Annotated in this window: 16 protein-coding genes; 2 read left to right on the top strand and 14 right to left on the bottom strand. The window is 32.7% G+C overall.

All coding sequences use genetic code 11. The features are described 5' to 3' along the window. Positions 1–68: 68 nt before the first annotated feature. The 3 genes from ACY2LT_RS02485 to ACY2LT_RS02475 form a co-directional block, all read right to left on the bottom strand. Positions 69–1,091, bottom strand: a complete 1,023-nt coding sequence (locus ACY2LT_RS02485; protein WP_491816144.1) for a formylglycine-generating enzyme family protein — start codon at positions 1,089–1,091, stop codon at positions 69–71. A gap of 95 nt (positions 1,092–1,186) precedes the next feature. Beyond that, complete coding sequence (gene ptsP / locus ACY2LT_RS02480) at positions 1,187–2,974, bottom strand: phosphoenolpyruvate--protein phosphotransferase (protein WP_491816143.1); 1,788 nt, start codon at positions 2,972–2,974, stop codon at positions 1,187–1,189. Further along, the gene (locus tag ACY2LT_RS02475; RefSeq protein ID WP_491816142.1) at positions 2,974–3,240 is read right to left on the bottom strand and encodes an HPr family phosphocarrier protein; all 267 of its coding nucleotides are present in this window, start codon (positions 3,238–3,240) and stop codon (positions 2,974–2,976) included. Before ACY2LT_RS02475 ends, ptsP begins: the two co-directional genes overlap by 1 nt. 314 nt (positions 3,241–3,554) lie before the next feature. Here ACY2LT_RS02475 and ACY2LT_RS02470 point away from each other — a divergent pair, with 314 nt between their 5' ends. After that, entirely contained in the window at positions 3,555–3,725 is a 171-nt protein-coding gene (locus ACY2LT_RS02470) for a PAS domain-containing protein (RefSeq protein WP_491816776.1), read from the top strand. 72 nt (positions 3,726–3,797) lie between these two features. Here the strand turns inward: ACY2LT_RS02470 and ACY2LT_RS02465 are convergent, their stop codons facing one another. From ACY2LT_RS02465 to ACY2LT_RS02435, 7 genes are all read right to left on the bottom strand, one after another. Then, positions 3,798–4,295 carry a DinB family protein gene (locus tag ACY2LT_RS02465; protein ID WP_491816140.1) on the bottom strand — a complete coding sequence of 166 codons (498 nt, stop codon included), beginning with the start codon at positions 4,293–4,295 and terminating at the stop codon, positions 3,798–3,800. A gap of 18 nt (positions 4,296–4,313) precedes the next feature. Next, positions 4,314–5,066, bottom strand: a complete 753-nt coding sequence (locus tag ACY2LT_RS02460) for a cytochrome b/b6 domain-containing protein (protein ID WP_491816138.1) — start codon at positions 5,064–5,066, stop codon at positions 4,314–4,316. Further along, complete coding sequence (locus ACY2LT_RS02455; protein WP_491816137.1) at positions 5,063–6,415, bottom strand: hypothetical protein; 1,353 nt, start codon at positions 6,413–6,415, stop codon at positions 5,063–5,065. The genes ACY2LT_RS02460 and ACY2LT_RS02455 overlap by 4 nt, the downstream gene beginning before the upstream one ends. Before the next feature lie 191 nt (positions 6,416–6,606). Then, positions 6,607–6,954 (bottom strand): c-type cytochrome, encoded by a 348-nt coding sequence (locus ACY2LT_RS02450; protein WP_491816135.1) that lies wholly within the window; start codon positions 6,952–6,954, stop codon positions 6,607–6,609. Between the two features lie 66 nt (positions 6,955–7,020). Beyond that, positions 7,021–7,530, bottom strand: a complete 510-nt coding sequence (locus ACY2LT_RS02445; protein WP_491816134.1) for a Rieske (2Fe-2S) protein — start codon at positions 7,528–7,530, stop codon at positions 7,021–7,023. Positions 7,531–7,542: 12 nt separating this feature from the next. Then, positions 7,543–8,817 (bottom strand): hypothetical protein, encoded by a 1,275-nt coding sequence (locus ACY2LT_RS02440; RefSeq protein WP_491816132.1) that lies wholly within the window; start codon positions 8,815–8,817, stop codon positions 7,543–7,545. Between the two features lie 126 nt (positions 8,818–8,943). Further along, on the bottom strand, positions 8,944–10,023 hold the full coding sequence (locus ACY2LT_RS02435; RefSeq protein WP_491816131.1) for a hypothetical protein: 1,080 nt from the start codon (positions 10,021–10,023) through the stop codon (positions 8,944–8,946). A 331-nt stretch (positions 10,024–10,354) separates the two neighbouring features. On the opposite strand from ACY2LT_RS02435, the gene ACY2LT_RS02430 reads away from it, so the two are divergent. Next, entirely contained in the window at positions 10,355–11,332 is a 978-nt protein-coding gene (locus tag ACY2LT_RS02430; protein ID WP_491816129.1) for a hypothetical protein, read from the top strand. 82 nt (positions 11,333–11,414) lie between these two features. On the opposite strand, the gene clpX is transcribed toward ACY2LT_RS02430, so the two are convergent. The 4 genes from clpX to ACY2LT_RS02410 all read right to left on the bottom strand — a co-directional run bounded on the left by clpX (position 11,415) and on the right by ACY2LT_RS02410 (position 16,686). Further along, positions 11,415–12,662 (bottom strand): ATP-dependent Clp protease ATP-binding subunit ClpX, encoded by a 1,248-nt coding sequence (gene clpX / locus ACY2LT_RS02425; protein WP_491816128.1) that lies wholly within the window; start codon positions 12,660–12,662, stop codon positions 11,415–11,417. A 75-nt stretch (positions 12,663–12,737) separates the two neighbouring features. Beyond that, entirely contained in the window at positions 12,738–14,048 is a 1,311-nt protein-coding gene (locus ACY2LT_RS02420; RefSeq protein WP_491816126.1) for a DUF389 domain-containing protein, read from the bottom strand. 20 nt (positions 14,049–14,068) lie between these two features. Beyond that, the gene (locus ACY2LT_RS02415; protein WP_491816125.1) at positions 14,069–15,376 is read right to left on the bottom strand and encodes an oligosaccharide flippase family protein; all 1,308 of its coding nucleotides are present in this window, start codon (positions 15,374–15,376) and stop codon (positions 14,069–14,071) included. Beyond that, positions 15,373–16,686, bottom strand: a complete 1,314-nt coding sequence (locus ACY2LT_RS02410; RefSeq protein ID WP_491816124.1) for a replication-associated recombination protein A — start codon at positions 16,684–16,686, stop codon at positions 15,373–15,375. The genes ACY2LT_RS02415 and ACY2LT_RS02410 overlap by 4 nt, the downstream gene beginning before the upstream one ends. Between the last annotated feature and the right edge of the window lie 143 nt (positions 16,687–16,829).

Genomic DNA, 16,829 nt, shown 5'->3' with positions numbered 1-16,829 from the left:
TTAGTCAAAATAATTAACGTATTTATGAATATATTAATTTATTAAAATGAGGGAAAAATTAAGAATAATTATTTGTTTCTAACTAATCTGATTCCAACTAAATTATTCTGACTTTGACGAGAACTAAACCGGATAAAAGATTTAGAGTCAAGGAAACAGCCACCACGATGAATACGATGACTGCCAAAGTTTTGAATAGGATTTATTGTATCAATCGGATTATAGTCAGCATACAAGTCCCAGCACCACTCGCATACATTGCCTAACATATCATATAAACCAAAAGAATTTGGTAATTTCTGCTTACCTATTTTAGGTATTCCACCTGAATTTTCATTGAACCAAGCAGATGAATAAATATTAGCAGGAACATCAGTTTGACTACCAGCCCGGGCAAGATATTCCCATTCGGCTTCAGTGGGCAAGCGCCATCCATTTGCAGTCGTATCAAAAATAACAATATTATCATTAATAGAATAAGCGACTTTCAATCCATCTTTTTCTGATAATCTATTGCAGAAAATAATTGCATCCAACCAATCAACATTGAATACTGGAAGAGAATTATCTTTGATTGGACTTGGATTACTCTTTGAGATAAATTCATATAACCTTTGAGTTATTTCTGTTTTTGATACTTCAATTTTTTTAGTAATGTAAATATTTCTAACAGGCAATTCATCTTCAAAACCTGTCGTGCTGCCCATTTTAAAAGAACCTGGATTTATTGTTGTAGTCTCAAAGGGTGGATATGGCAACACAGTAATATTGAATAATTCACTGGTATCTTTTCCAAAAATCAAATAAAAATACCCACTTAGAATCCGTTCATCAATAATAATTCCAATAGAATTCGCTCTCCAAAAGATACAATTATTTTTCTGAAAAACAACGCTATCATTAAAAATTATAGCAGCGCTATCATTATTAAGTGGGAAATTTTTCCCATAAATGATTAATGTATCTGTAGGAAAAGTGATATTTTTTGAAATATTGGTTACTCTCGGCGAACCTGATGAAACAGCAAAATCGTTATTGCTATCACAGGAATAAAGAATTAGTGCAATAAGTATGTATAAGATAAATTTCATTACAAAAAATTAATGAATTGTTAATTCAAATATAATACTTAGATGTAGATAAAACAACTTATTTCAGTAAAAAAATAGTGGGACAAAAACAGCTGCTAAATTTCATTCAATTCAGTAATACTGTGGCGTCCTATTGCTTTTTCAAGTTTTTTTCTAACTTCAAAATAATCATTAGAATTCAAAATATCTTCAGCAATTATTTTAGCTTCAGAGTAGGTCAATGATCTTACTCTGTTTTTAAGTTCAAGAAGAAGAGATGGTGCAACGCTTAATTCATCAACATCCATCCCTACCAGTAGTTGTGTAGCAGCAGCATGTCCTGCCAATTCTCCACAAATTGAAACACTTACTCCATTTTTGTGAGCTGTCTTTATGATAAAATCAATCAACCGTAGTACAGATGGATGAAAATCATCAAAAATATCAGAAACAAGTTCATTATTTCTATCGGCAGCAAGAGTATATTGAGTTAAATCATTTGTACCAATACTGAAAAAATCTGCAACTTTTGCTAATCCATCAGAAATAATAGCTGCAGCAGGCGTTTCTATCATTACTCCAAGAGGAATACGATTATCAAAAAGTACTTCTTCTTGTTGAAGTTCAGCTTTGCATATTTCTAATATTTTTCGAGATATTTCTACTTCGTGAAGAGAAGTTATCATCGGCAACATTATTTTCAGATTTTTATTAATCGAAGCTCGGAGCAGAGCTCGTAATTGTGTTTTAAAAATATCCTGACGTGAAAGCAAAAAACGAATTCCTCGCAAACCTAATGCAGGATTAAATTCCTTAATTGGCAAACCTTCGACATACTTATCGCTACCTAAATCAAACACTCTAATTGTAACAGGTTTTGGAAAAGCCCGCTCACAAATTTCTCTATACCACTTATATTGAGTTTCTTCATCTGGGAAACCTTTCAGTTCCATAACCAAGTTTTCGGATCGCACCAGTCCATAACCATCTGCACCATTAATCTCACCTGAACGAACATCATCTAAAAAGTTCACATTACCAAGCAAAGAAATCCGTTTACCATCAAGAGTTTCAGAGGGAAGTTTCGCCAGAGCACCAAGATTTCTTTTGTGTTCCTCTAATGCTTCAATTTTTTGTAAATAAACTGTTCTAATATCTTCTTTGGGTTTTACCACAACAATACCGGCAAAACCATCAACAATAATCTCAGAGCCATTTGGAATAATATCTGTAGCATTATGCACACCAATTACAGCCGGAATATCAAATGAACGTGATAAAATTGAAGCGTGTGAAGTAATTCCTCCAACCTCAGTAACTATTGCAAGGATACCGGCTTCTTTGAAATTAACAATGTCTGTAGTAGTTAAAGTTTGGGCAACAACAATTGAGTGCTGACAGTTATCATAATCTATTGATTGATCTTTGAGCGAAGCAAGAAGCTTACGTTTAATATTATCAATTTCATTAGCTCGCTCTTGCAATAAAGCATCTGAAGCATTCAGAAAAAACTTTCTTTGATTATCGAATTCAGAAACTATTGCACTTTCAACACTGAAACCATCTTTAATTTTGTTTCTAATTCCATCGTATAAAATTGGATCAGTAAGAATTAATAAATTTGTTTCAAGAATTGCAATAACATTACTACCCAAAGAACGTACTTTATGCAGGCTCTGCATAAATTGATGGACTAAGTTTGTATGAGCCTTTTCGAATTTTAATAATTCGTTGGAAATTTCTTCACTCGGAATTTTAATTGATGGACTGATTAATGATTCTGGCTGCAATACTATTGCATTACCTAATGCTACTCCAGCTGAAGAAGGAATTCCTTTTAGTACAAACTGTTCTTTAAGTAACTTATAATCTGTTTTCCCATATATTACTTCTTGTGGAGCCATTATACCTCACCGAAACCACTCTCAAATAATTTCACAATCTCATCAATAGCTTCTTGTTCATCTGGTCCTTCTGCCCTCACTCTAATCTCACTTCCTTGTTCAGCCGCAAGCGTCATCACTCCAATAATACTTTTCCCATTGATTGCAAATTTATCTCTAATCAAAAATATTTCAGACTTAAATTTAGAAGCCAATTTTACTATACTTGCAGCTGGTCGAGTGTGTATGCCCGAACGATTAATAACTTTGACAACTTTTTCAACCATTAGTAACAATATCCATATTCATCAATTACTAAATAATAAACTATAATTGATTAATATAAATAAAATATGTGCTTTTTGCAAGTAGAAAATATTATGTATCGTTTTTGTAACAATAATAATGTAAAAAGCCATAATAAAAATATATGAGAGACAGCTAAAATAAACAAGGAGTGAATTTCAGGATGTAATAGAAAAGTTCGAAGCAAGTAATAAAAAACTACAAAGTGCTAAGGAAGAATTACAGTCGGTTAATGAAGAATTATATGCAGTTAATACTGAATTTCAATAGAAAAACAAAGAATTGACAAATTTAAATAACGACATTAGTCAATTTACTCAATAGAATTGATGTGAGATCTTTATATCTTGATAAAGATCTTAATAATAGAAAACTTACGAATGAAATTAAACGTATCTTTAAACTTGAAGATAGTTATCTTAGAAGGTCTATTTTCCCAAAAATTGAAATTATCTACTTCATATAAAATGAAGTAGATAATTTATTATGCAAATCTTAATTAATTATTTGATTAAATAAATTCTAAATGTAAACTAATTTATTCTGGTGCTTCCATACCAAATTGCGACCATTCTTCTTTTGATGGTCCATAAATACCGATAACAGGAAGTCCTGCTTGGCGCATCAAAACTGTAAGCTGCCCACGATGATGTATTTGGTGATATACTAAACCTTTCAATAAATCTCTAAATTTCCAATTTTCACCATAAATATGAAATTCTTCATCTAATTTATGGTCATCATAATTTTTAACTTTTTCGATTAAAGAATTAGAAAACTGAATGTATTTATCGATCATCGCATTAATATTTGGTGGCATTTTTTCTTGGAGGTCAAAATCTGGAAGTTGAATACCAGCCGCCTGCATCATTTCTCCAACAGTGTAAACAATGTGCCAAACCAACATCCCAAGCGTCCTCCCTTCTGGATAGACTTTTTGAATTAAAGCCTCATCCGGAATTAACTGTAACAGCTTAATAGTAGCTGAACTCTCTTGTGTCCAATCTGAAATAAAATCATTTAGTGTAGAATACATAGTATTAATACCTTATGTTTATTGAGATAATTCTTTATTTTCATTGTTCGTTTTTTGTATGGATTCATCAGACAAAGTATGCTCCAATACGTTTGACGAACTATCATTAGAAATTTCTGAGCTATCTGCTTGGCTTTCATTATTATGTTCGAAGTGCAAATGCCACCCATTTATCATTGACTTAAAATTGGAAGAAACTGTTTCGCCGTGCGTTGCAAGATAGATATGACCGATAAAGAATAAATTCAAAAAGAAACCAATTGTAATATGAAGCAACGCCATAGGCCAGACCCCACCCATTCCCATAATCTGTTCGGGAGCAAGTTCCGGAAACATAAGCAGCCACCCAGTAATGATAATACCCGGCACAGCCAAAAACATTATTATAAAATAAGTTAGTCGTTGAAGTGGATTGAATTTATTTTCAGGAGTGGTCTCGAATGGATGTGGTTCACCTTTGAATACACCATAAAGATAATAACGCATTTGCTTAAGATACATTTCTTTTGCACCTCGTAATTGAGGTATATACTGTTTGTAGTTTCGAGTTTTAATATTAAAAAATAGATAATAAAGAAACACAACTGAAAGCAAAATACCACAAACATTATGAGTAACAATCGCATATTCAAATGGCATCAATAAAGAACTTGTATCTGAATATTGCATACTGACACCAGACAATATCAATAGAAAGAACAGAATTGCATTTATCCAATGCCAAAAACGTAACCAACGTGGGTACATATATACTTTGCGAACAGTACTCATACTTTTTTCTCCGCAATTTTTTTACGTTTTAAACTAAAATAAGCACGAAGAGAAGCGTGAATTATAATACCTAATAAAGTGAGAACAAAAATTGCAATACTAACCAAATTTAAGTACAGGTTTCTTGTTACACCAATAACATACGCATCGGAAAGAATAGTTCCATTGATAAAACCATATTTCTCACGTGATAGCGATTTTTGATGACGATATAGTGTATTCATAAGCATTGAATTCATAGAATGGCAAGTTTCGCAGCGCTTTACAGTTTTCTCCGGTGGCAAAATATCGTGCGAACGATTAGGAGGTTCGATTGAAGAATGACAATCAATGCAACGCACTCTATCCCAATGTGAGCTAATACGTGGTAACCAACGATGTGCTTTTTCAACAGTTGCAACACCATATTTGTTCATCATTGCTTCGTCAGAGTGACAGGCAACACAATAGACCATTTTATTATTCACAACAACATTAAATTTCATTCCTGATTTTGTGAAAACCGCACTTGGGATATCAGGAACGTGTTGGATATTATGTTCGCCGTGGCAATAGGTGCAATTCGGTGCATCTAAATTTCCACTCAAAAGAGATTTTCCGTGTACACTTTGAATATATTCAGTTGATACTTCACTATGGCAGGAATTACATACATTATGAATATTAAAATGATTAATTCGAGACTCTGGATGTGAAGCCTTTTGAAGGTTATGAGTACCATGACAATCCACGCACATAGCAGCTTTTGTATTTCCAGCTAATAATGCTGAACCGTGAACGCTCTTTTCATAATTAATCAATGAGTTAGCATACTGGCTCGAAATGGAAGTAATATGTAAATGGCAGGATAAACATAATTTTTCTTGATTTAATTTTCTTTGTAATTCTGAAATTTGATTACCTTTCGTGATTGGTTGCTTATGACAATAAATACAAGTAGGTGCATTGGGATTGTGAGCAACATATTGAATTGAATGTTCAGATTGTATGTGCTCTTTTTTTACATCTGAATGGCATTTACCACAAAATTCAGTTGAATTGGTGAAATGAAGTGGAGAATTTGGGTTACCAGGACTTTGAATATTGTGAGAACCATGGCAACCTACGCAATTAATATCTGGACCGCCTTTACTCCCAGTAGCTTTTGCCATAGATGGGTGCCATGGATGTTTACCTATTAGATTTGAGTGACAATTAGCACAATTGACACTCAAATCACCTTCTTTATGAGGTATATCATCCGCTTTGAAACCAACATGACAATTAATACATAGCATTTTTGAATGTACAGAACGAGCAAGCTCAAATTTTCGCACATGAAGTTTCACTTTACGACCATTTTTTTCCATATAAATATCCGGATCACTATGGCAGCTAAGGCAATCATCATTAGATTGTGAATTCGTGTTTTGTACACTAAAAGATACTATGTAGAGGAAAGCAAATAAAATCGGTAAATATTTAAACATCTTATATTATCTCTTGTTCAACATATTGAAAAAAGGTAGGTAGCAATTGCTTGCTACCTACGCTGGAAATATTATTCACTTTTTAGAGTAGTGAGCCATTCAGATAATATTCTTAATTCTTCGTCACCACCTTTAAACTGTGCTGGATGCTTTTTGCCTTTTAAATCTGTTTCTTTTTTCAGATATTTTGCAAAAAATTCAGCATCTCCTTCAACTGATGCATTAGATAAATCAATTGCACCTGATTTTTTCTTAGAAGCAATACCAAGTGAATTTACAGAATGGCACATATCGCATTTCTGTTCTGTAAAAATTGTTTTACCATCTTTTGCTTCTTGTGCGTTTACAGAAACATTAAATGATGCAACAGCGATAAATGCGATTGCTGCCAATGCTAAGAATAAATGTTTGATTTTCATATGACCTCCTTTTGAGAAATAGTTATTTATATAACTTAACGAATTAATAATAAATTAGTTTCATTTTTATATTGCAATTGTTAGAGTATTTTCAATTGGATCGAATACAGAATTATACTTTAATAAAGGAGGAACATCACCGGAGGCAGTTCCTTTATCTTTTAACAAACCATCAGAAGAAGAAAATTTGGCGCTATGAGCTGGACAAAATATATCTCCTCCCGGTGAAGATGGCAAGACAACTTGTGCACCAGCATGTCTGCAAATTGAATCAAGAACAACAAATTTATTTTGTTCAATTCTGAAAATGATTAATGGATTACCATTATTAACCGGTTTGTTGTTTTTATCTCGAACAATAACCATTATCATTCCACCAACACTGCTTAACGTGGGATAGTCAGAAATTTTCAGAACTGGATAATTTTCTGGTTTTGGTTGCTCTGGTGGTGCAACTGTCTCACCATCATTGTCGCAAGCCGCAATAATTGAACTTAAAACACAACCGCACAAACTTATTCCCGCAATTTTTGCCGATTTTATCAAAAATTCTCTTCTATCATTATTCATTCCCATTGCTGTCACCTCCTAATAGAAAATATGTAATTGAAAAGCGAATTGAGAATTATACTTATCAACGTGCTCACGGTTAAAAATTTTGTATTCAGGAATCAACGCTATGTAAGGTAAAAGGAATATTTTAGCTCCTAAAGTATATCTATTAGCATGATATTTTGGATTGCCTGAAGTTTTCATTTCTGTATTGCCACGTTCAAAACGAAGATAAGCATAAGCAGGTTCAATTACCTGATAATTAAATTCAACAGTAAAATTATTAGTTATTCTTCGCTGCGACAATTCTGTTCTCATATATTCTGTCATTACTGCAAATTTCCCGGGAACGCCAAAATGAAAGAAAATACTCGAAGTTGTTAGATAATGATTCCCAAAATATAAGCCATCGTCCATTTTAAGCGTGCTATTGAAGAAATGTGTGGCACCAAGAAAAGAAGTCAGTCCAGTTCCAAAGTCAGGTGGATGCAAAGTAACTTTTGCGAGTCCTGACAACGTATTGTCTTTTACAAAGCCATTGGTCATTTCTGAAAGATTTTTTGAATCGAATACACCTAACGACACATCTGCCCATTCAAATGGCTCATAGTCAAGTATAGCTCCCAACTCAAAGTAATCACAAGGAATTGTTGGAGGCGTCTGAGTCTTTGTAACTACTTGACGAGTCATAACGGTATGATCGTCCCAGTCTGTCCCAATTGTTGCTTGCACCATTCCAATACGCAAAGATGGAAATTTTTCAAATGGATGAAGTATAATACTAGCAGTATATGGAGTCTGACCGGGATAACGTTTTTTATTCTCAATTTCGTAAGCTAAATTGTAAGAGCCTTCTAAAATAACTCCGTCAATTGGTGTAATCGTTAAATAAGGGGTCAATATCATCAACATATTATCTCTTTTGGTTCCATAAGGATCAGTATAGTGAATGGTATCCTTAACATTTGGGTCAAATAAGTTGTCGTAAACCACAATTTTATTTTTTGTGGTAGGCCACCGAGCAGATTGATAACGGAAATCAAGTCCGAACATTACATTATCAGTAAAAGGAGTATTGTTTTCCCTTATAGCATCGTATACTGGATTAATTCCCAGACCTTCGGGTTTAATTAACGCAATATCGCTGAACGACATCCAACCGGACATATTGCGTTGCAACCCCATATTGGGTGCAACGTGGCAATTTTGACATTTTGTGCCGAACGATTGCAATATGGAATATTGCGGTCGGGCATTCGCTACATCAAATATTATAAACAACAATAAAATTGTTATCACTAATCTATTCATAAACATCTCTTTAAATTGCACAAAATGTAGAATGAAAAATAATTTAAAATATAACCAAGATTAAAATAATAACTTATAAAATTAAAGGCTGCAAAATACTTTGCAGCCTCGAAATACAATGGGATACTATTTCTTCAAGTAATCTAAGCCGTTTTTCAATATTGCAAGTGTGAATGCAGGGTTGTGAGCACCATTGGAACGATCTTTTGCGATATAGAGATAATTTAATAACACATCACCATCGGAACGAGGAATAACTCTTCTTTGTCCGGCAGCTTCGAGTTTTGCATATTCACCAAGGACATTATAGTCTGCATCACCAGGGTTACCAGCAGTAGCTATCAACAATCCTTTGTCAATAAGTAATTGACGGTATTCAGCAAGCAAAGTTTTAATTTCATTAGTTTTGGTTGTAGGAATACCTGATGGATGGCAGCTCTTGCAAGATTCAATAGTACTCATTTGAGCAACAGTCATCTTAAATGAGTGTCCACCAGCAGCAGGTGCAGTTGGATTGCTACCCATATGGCAGCTAACGCAGCCTTTTGCAAGAACACTATGAGGATTTCCTGTTGGATATGTTTCTGGACCATCAATCAAATTCAAGCCTTTACCAGCAAATACATTTGCTACTGTTCCGTAGTGTGGACCAAATCTCGAATACATAGCAGTTGAGCTTGCAGCTGTTAATGTATCGAAATCTGGACTATTTCTCGAATAAGAACGAGCTTGATGGCAAGTAGCGCAGAGATTACCTGTTTTGAAATCAACATTTCCATCAGCAGCAGAACCTTTGTAAATCAATGTAAATGGTTCGGTAACTCTTAAAGCATAATCAGTTTCGTCGAGATTCTTGTGAATGTTATGACAGGTTTTGCAGTCAATAGAAGTGATACCAGTCTGGCCCCAAGTTTTTGAGGCGGTCATCTTACGGAAACCATCTCCATTATGGCAATCACCACAACCAGCACGTCCAGCTGTGTAAGCATAAGTTTCGCCTGTTTTGTGTAACGAATAGTTGAATTGAGCAAATGCAAGATTTGTTGCAGTGGCATTGTCAGAATGGCAAACTGCACAAGCAACGCTTGCATCTTTGCCATCCTTGCCAGCTGGACCTTGTGGACCTGCAGGTCCTTCCGGACCTTCGCAAGCAGTCATAAATAATACAAATGCTACTACTGAAAGAATAGAAAATAATTTTTTCATAATAACTCCATAATAGTGAATGGAAAATAACTTCTTGTTTCAAATATAAATATTTTTAATTTATTAAACAAAATAAATATTAAAAAAAAATTAATCAATTATTCAATCGCTAAAACTTAATATTATACATATCAATATGTTTTTTAGACTACTTAATATGATACATATTTTAACAATTAAATTAATTAGAAATTAATTATTTTTCATCGATTTTAATTTAATCTAAAAAGAAATAAGTATATTTCATCTAATCTTTGGATATGAAACAATTTTTTCTATTTCTCGTAAAGATATTTATGAATCGTTATTTTATAATAAAAAGGAAATACATATGAGAGGAAAACTACTATTGCTTATCGTTTTATCAATGTGCATTTACACAAATGGCTTTGCTTTTCAAACAGAGAATTTGCCAAGTAATGACACAACAAATGTTTTGGAAGAGAACGACTTTTTTGAGGATGATAATGGGAATAACCCAATCATAGACATCTTCACTTCTGCATTAAGATTTAAACAATATAAACCATCGAAAAAACTTAGATTAAATTTCTATAATAATTCTCCAACGATAAATGTAAATTATGGGATAAGCAATCATTTTTATGAAAGAAATTCATTTTCATCGAAAATTAATAATAATGGAATAATTGACATCAAACTTGGTTCAACTGATTTACACAGAGTTACTTCAAATGTCGTTGAATATGATAATGATTATTTATCATTTAGTTTTGCTGAAAACAAATTAGATTACAAGGAAAACGATAATAGTAATAATTATATGGACTTACGACATATTAAGCTTGGTTTGAATAATGCTGACGGTTATGGTTGGAATTTAGGAGGAAATTCACATTTAGTGCTATACCATACTTCGGGAATTAATTGGAATAGTTTATCATTTGATAACAATATTGCTGACAGCGTTTCAATTAATTCAACTAAAATTTTTGGCAAACAATTAAGATATGGTCGTGGTTTTGCTGGTGGGATAAAGTTATTTATCATTAACGGTGTTGCAATTTCTGCTGAATATGAACAAACTATGACTTTCCCACGTCATTTGTTCTGGAAGGATTTGGGATCTTTTATTATTGAAACTATAGCTCAGGAATTATCCAACAACTTCGTAGATGAAGTACTTGATAGTTCCCCCAGTTTTGCACCAGTCATACATTTTTTCCTCAAAAATGGCATCTCTTATGGATTTTATGAACTTTACAAAGACAAGATGAATTGGCCATTCAAAACAGTTCCACCACTAATGAACAAAACTTACAAAATTGGAATAGATTTTATTTTATAAATATATTATTCATTCACTTAAAAAACGAGGATTTGCTGACACAAAGCAAATCCTCGTTTAATAAAAAATCTTTTTATTTTTATTATGCAATTTTTGATTTCTTAGAAATTATTTCGGCAAAAGATTTTTTTAAAACTACTTCCTCATTGATCACTACTTTTTTAATGTTCTTTTGGTTTGGAATTTCAAACATAATTGGTAACATAATTTCTTCAATAATTCCTCGCAAAGCGCGTGCACCGGTTTTTCTTTCACGAGCAAGTTTCACGATACTTTTTAAAGCATCATCTGTAAATTCAAGTTCAACATTATCCATAGCCAGAAGCTTTTTATATTGTTTTATTATTGCATTTTTAGGTTCCGTTAAGATATTCATCATTGCTTCATCTGACAACTCTTCAAGCGGAGCAATTATTGGCAGCCTGCCAGTAAGCTCCGGAATAAAGCCAAATTTCACCAAGTCTTCTGGCTCAGTATGTTTTATCAAGTCTAATTTTTCTTCAACCTTTTCAGTTGCCTCTGCGAGAAAACCGAGTGTTTGCTTTTGCATTCTACGAGCAATAATTTTTTCAATTCCTTCAAAAGCACCACCACAAATGAATAAGATATTTCGAGTATCAAGATAAATTAACGATTGTTCAGGGTGCTTGCGACCACCTTTGGGTGGAATACCTGCGCGGGTGCCTTCAAGAATTTTCAGCAAAGCTTGTTGCACCCCTTCCCCACTTACATCACGAGTAATACTTGTAGATTCACTTTTTCGAGCAATTTTATCAATTTCATCAATATAGATAATACCTCTTTCTGCTGCTTTGATATTATAATCAGCGTTTTGAACTAAATTTAGCAGAACAGTTTCAACATCATCTCCAACATATCCGGCTTCAGTAATTGTAGTAGCATCAGCCATTGCAAATGGAACATTGAGTATCTTTGCTAACGTTCGAGCAAGTAATGTTTTACCTGTTCCTGTTGGACCAATCAGAAGAATATTACTTTTTTCAAGCTCTACTTCACTATCAAATTCATCTAAATTAATTTTAAGTCTTTTGTAATGATTATATACAGCAACAGAAAGTACACGTTTAGCATACTCTTGCCCAATAACATATTCGTCGAGTTTTGATTTAATTTCAGAGGGTTTAGGTAGTTCTTGTTCATTTGTTGAATAAAAATCTAATTCGTTTTTGCGAACAATTTGCATAGATGTTCGGACGCACTCATCACAAATAAACACACCATCCTGCCCTTCGATAATAGTTTTGACTAAATATGCAGGTGTCCCACAAAAGGAACAATGAATTTTATTTTTTTGCTTGTTATTGGACATTTTCACTCATTATTTAGTAAATAAATAAAATACAAAACTAATAAAATATAAAGTTTTATCATAACATTATTAATATCAATCAGGTACTACGATAACCTGTATACTATCTTTTTGAGTTCGAATTTTTATCCACTTCTCTATATTATGAAGCTCGCTTTTAGTCTTTCTTTCATTGTCAGTTCTAATAATAAATAAATTATGCTTAGATTTTGAGCCATCAAAGTTGAAAAAATAATTTTGAGAAAACGAGATTGTTTTAATTTCTGGGAATAAAACATTCATTTCTTTAATAATATGAGAACCAATTTCATTAATTTTAACAAGAGAGTCTATATTTTTTTCTTTTTCTGAAAGCAAAGCTTTAAGTTTATTAATTTCAACTTGATATTTGTTCATTTCATTAATACTTGAGCTGATTTCGTCTAAAGAAAAACCTTGTTTTATCTCAATTTGGGCTTTCTCAAGTTCGAAATTTTTCAAATTATTATGAATAATTTTTTTCTTTTCGTCAGTAACAGAACTACCTACATAAGTAAGTACAATTGTTTTTTTTGAAGCATCAACATTGCTTCGGAGCAAATAACTACCATCTACAATGCTTATGCTACTTATAAATTTAGAAGCATTTTGTAAAAATCTCTCATTTTCTACTAAGTTATAACCAAAATAAATGCTTGGTAGAATAGTTATAGAAATCACTACCCAAATAGCCTGATTAATTTTTTTCTTTTGTTTTTCGTTAATTAATGTTCGAATTGGGAATTTTAATATTTGAGACACGAGAACAGATGAAATAGCAATGAAAACGGTATTAATTGTAAAAAGATAGATAGCCCCAAAAAAGAATTTTGGCTGAAAAGTTGCCAGACCATAACCAGCCGTACAAAGTGGCGGCATCAATGCAGTGGCAATAGCAACACCAGGAATAACATTGCCTTTCTTTTTACTACTTGCAGCAATTATTCCGGCCATCCCTCCAAAAAGAGCTATAAAGACATCGTAGATTGTTGGGCTTGTCCTTGCCAATAATTCTGATTGTGGAGATGACACCGGGCTTATTGCAAAATACGTTGTTGAAGTAACAAGACTAACGATAACTGCAAAAGTAAAATGTTTTACCGACTTCCTTAATAACTCAAAATTATAAGTCGCTACACTATATCCCATTCCATTTATAGGTCCCATCAATGGTGAGATAAGCATCGCACCAATAATGACCGCAGTAGAATTCATATTCAAACCAACAGAAGCAACAAGTATGGCAAACATTAATATCCAGAGATTTGTGCCTCGGAAAATACTTTCGGCTTCAATATTTCTATGTAGTGTATCAAAATCATCTAATTCGTGCTCTAAATTGAAATATCGTAGAATTTTAGCAAACATATTTACCTCTATATTGGTAATTATTTACGAGTTTTCAACAAGTTAATCACTATATTGAAAACATCAGGGATAAATCTCAAAATATCTTTAAAACTGATATTGATATGCTTGTTTGTCTCTAAAAATAGTAATAAGGAAAGAATGAAAAAATATATAATATGAGGAACTGGTATTAACAATGGCCGGTTAATAATCCCAACTACGATAAAACTAAGAAGCCAAAATACTAGTGAAATAGACATAATTTTCATTGTTTTAGTGGGCTGATTGAAAGCAATCAAAACAGAACCAAGTATTGTAAAAGGCAAACCAATCGCTACAAATGAAAGCAAATTAAAAAAAGGAATAGCTAAGTAATATTTTTCAGGCAAAAACCATTTAATAAATAAATCAGTCAGACCTAAATTCAACAAAATAATCGTAAACATATTAAAAAATAAGATATACGACAAAGCTTTTGTTGCCATATCAAATAAAGAATTAAAGTCGTTTTTAGCAATTTGACGGACAGCTGCAGGATAAATCAGTCCATTTGCTGCATTTACAATTTCCTCAAATGCTCTGAATAAATTTTTAGCAAGAAAATATATTCCTACAATTTTAGTTTGGAAAAAATATTGAATAAGATAAACATCTAATTGACGTGGTGCAAGGTGAATAGCACTGGTTAGAGTATATGGAACTGAAAAGTTAATTATTTCTTTTAGCCGAGTTTGTCCTTTGAGTCTGAAAGTTAATTCATTTTTAATATAAAATAAAGCTACTAAAGAACTAATGAGAGTTCCAATTAAATAGATATAAACAAGTTCATTGAAAGTAAGAAATCTCTTATAAAAAACGACAGATAAAGTAGCAAAGGTCATTACTCCGAAATACATAGCATTTGTAAAAAACAAACGCCGCATATTAGTATCACGATAGAATATTTTTATTGCATACGTCCGTGGAATATTAAAAAATGTCAATATTATTAAAAATTCAAATACTTCAATTAACCTGGGTTCATTAAAAAATACACTTAATGGATTTCCAAAAAGAAGCATTAATAATGATGCACCTAACGTAATTGTAATATGAAAAGAACTAACAACAAAATTAATAAATCCTCTGTCGTGTTTTCTCTGACCAAATTGTATCAAATTTTGCAGAGCAAATGAATCGCTAATAATAAAAATCCAGTTGAATATTGTAATTAATAAAGCAAACAGCCCCATTTCTTCGGGCTTCATTGCGTTGAACTGAACAATTGTAACAATTCCGTAAATAACGAACAAAAATTTATCAGCAACAGACCAACTGACTTTATCGATGTGTTCTTTTAGTCTCATTTGTTATAACGTTTTTTCCACAATTTTTCGAGTCGTTCTTTGATTAATTTTTCTCTTCCCTGTTCAGTAGGATAATAAAACACTTGAAATGTATCTGTGTCGGGGAAATAATTTTCTTCGACAAAATGATTTTCGAAATCGTGAGGATATTTATAATTAAGAGAATAGCCCTCTTGTTTCATCAATTTTGTAGGTGCATTCCGCAGATGAAGCGGAACAGATGTATTTACTCCACTTTTTATTAATTGGAGCGCTTTATTGATAGCAATATATGAAGCATTTGATTTTGGAGCTGATGCCAGATAAGTAGCACCCTGAGCCAAGTTTATTCTACACTCAGGTAACCCAATAAGATTGACAGCATCGAAGACGCTTATTGCAAGAGTAAGTGCAAACGGGTCAGCGTTGCCTATATCCTCGCTGGCAAATACAACCATTCTTCTTGCGATAAACTTTGGATCTTCGCCTGCATCAAGCATTTTTGCCAACCAAAAAATTGCTGCATCAGGATCCGAACCTCGCAATGATTTTATAAACGCAGAAATTGTATCGTAATGATTTTCTCCATTTTTGTCGTACTTAGGTATTTTTTTACTTATTACGAGTTCTATGTTTTGCTTATCAACAATAATTGTCTTAGAACTTTTATTGGATTTGACTATTAGTTCTAATATATTGAGTAGATTTCGTGCGTCACCTCCTGCAACTTTCAAAAGAAGTTTTTTATCAGCAAATTTAAAATCATACTGTTTCAATATTTCGTCTTCATATATGGCTCTGTCTAATATTTTTTCTAATGCATCATCATCAAGTTCTTTCAGATGGTAAACATTGCAACGACTAAGCAAAGCTGAATTGACTTCAAAAGAAGGATTTTCAGTAGTAGCACCAATTAGAGTAATTAATCCGGTTTCTACTGCGTGAAGAAGAGCATCCTGTTGATTTTTATCAAATCTATGAATTTCATCAATAAATAAAACGGTAGGCTTCCCGTGCTTTTGATTAATTTTAGCCTTTTCTATAACAGCCCGAATATCTTTCACTCCTGATTCGACAGCAGAAATTCTAATGAAATCAGCTTCATAATATTGGGAAATAAGTCGAGCAAGAGTTGTTTTTCCGCTTCCAGGTGGACCCCAAAAAATCACAGAAGCGATTTCCTTGTTCTCAATCAATTTTCTCAAACTACCAAAATTGCCAATTATATGCTCTTGACCATAGAAATGCTCTATGGATTTGGGACGCAAACGCTCAGCTAATGGTGGCGGTGATTTTTTTTGATCGTTCTGTTGTTCGAACAGTTCGTTCATATATTATCATTATAAAAAATAATTCAAAAGTAAAATTAACAATTAATATTTAACTTATAAAATAAAACAAAAAATATTTCCAATTATTATTCCTTATTCAATCATTTTTGATTTTCTTTCTCAAATGCAGTAACTTGCAATTA

The sequence above is a fragment of the Eximiradius proteiniborus genome (assembly GCF_058546985.1).
This window is presented reverse-complemented; position numbering and strand designations above follow the sequence as displayed.

Coding starts and splice junctions, on each gene's coding strand:
- ACY2LT_RS02485 (WP_491816144.1), bottom strand. CDS start 1,091: ATGAAATTTATCTTATACATACTTATTGCACTAATTCTTTATTCCTGT.
- ptsP (WP_491816143.1), bottom strand. CDS start 2,974: ATGGCTCCACAAGAAGTAATATATGGGAAAACAGATTATAAGTTACTT.
- ACY2LT_RS02475 (WP_491816142.1), bottom strand. CDS start 3,240: ATGGTTGAAAAAGTTGTCAAAGTTATTAATCGTTCGGGCATACACACT.
- ACY2LT_RS02465 (WP_491816140.1), bottom strand. CDS start 4,295: ATGTATTCTACACTAAATGATTTTATTTCAGATTGGACACAAGAGAGT.
- ACY2LT_RS02460 (WP_491816138.1), bottom strand. CDS start 5,066: ATGAGTACTGTTCGCAAAGTATATATGTACCCACGTTGGTTACGTTTT.
- ACY2LT_RS02455 (WP_491816137.1), bottom strand. CDS start 6,415: ATGGAAAAAAATGGTCGTAAAGTGAAACTTCATGTGCGAAAATTTGAG.
- ACY2LT_RS02450 (WP_491816135.1), bottom strand. CDS start 6,954: ATGAAAATCAAACATTTATTCTTAGCATTGGCAGCAATCGCATTTATC.
- ACY2LT_RS02445 (WP_491816134.1), bottom strand. CDS start 7,530: ATGGGAATGAATAATGATAGAAGAGAATTTTTGATAAAATCGGCAAAA.
- ACY2LT_RS02440 (WP_491816132.1), bottom strand. CDS start 8,817: ATGAATAGATTAGTGATAACAATTTTATTGTTGTTTATAATATTTGAT.
- ACY2LT_RS02435 (WP_491816131.1), bottom strand. CDS start 10,023: ATGAAAAAATTATTTTCTATTCTTTCAGTAGTAGCATTTGTATTATTT.
- ACY2LT_RS02430 (WP_491816129.1), top strand. CDS start 10,355: ATGAGAGGAAAACTACTATTGCTTATCGTTTTATCAATGTGCATTTAC.
- clpX (WP_491816128.1), bottom strand. CDS start 12,662: ATGTCCAATAACAAGCAAAAAAATAAAATTCATTGTTCCTTTTGTGGG.
- ACY2LT_RS02420 (WP_491816126.1), bottom strand. CDS start 14,048: ATGTTTGCTAAAATTCTACGATATTTCAATTTAGAGCACGAATTAGAT.
- ACY2LT_RS02415 (WP_491816125.1), bottom strand. CDS start 15,376: ATGAGACTAAAAGAACACATCGATAAAGTCAGTTGGTCTGTTGCTGAT.
- ACY2LT_RS02410 (WP_491816124.1), bottom strand. CDS start 16,686: ATGAACGAACTGTTCGAACAACAGAACGATCAAAAAAAATCACCGCCA.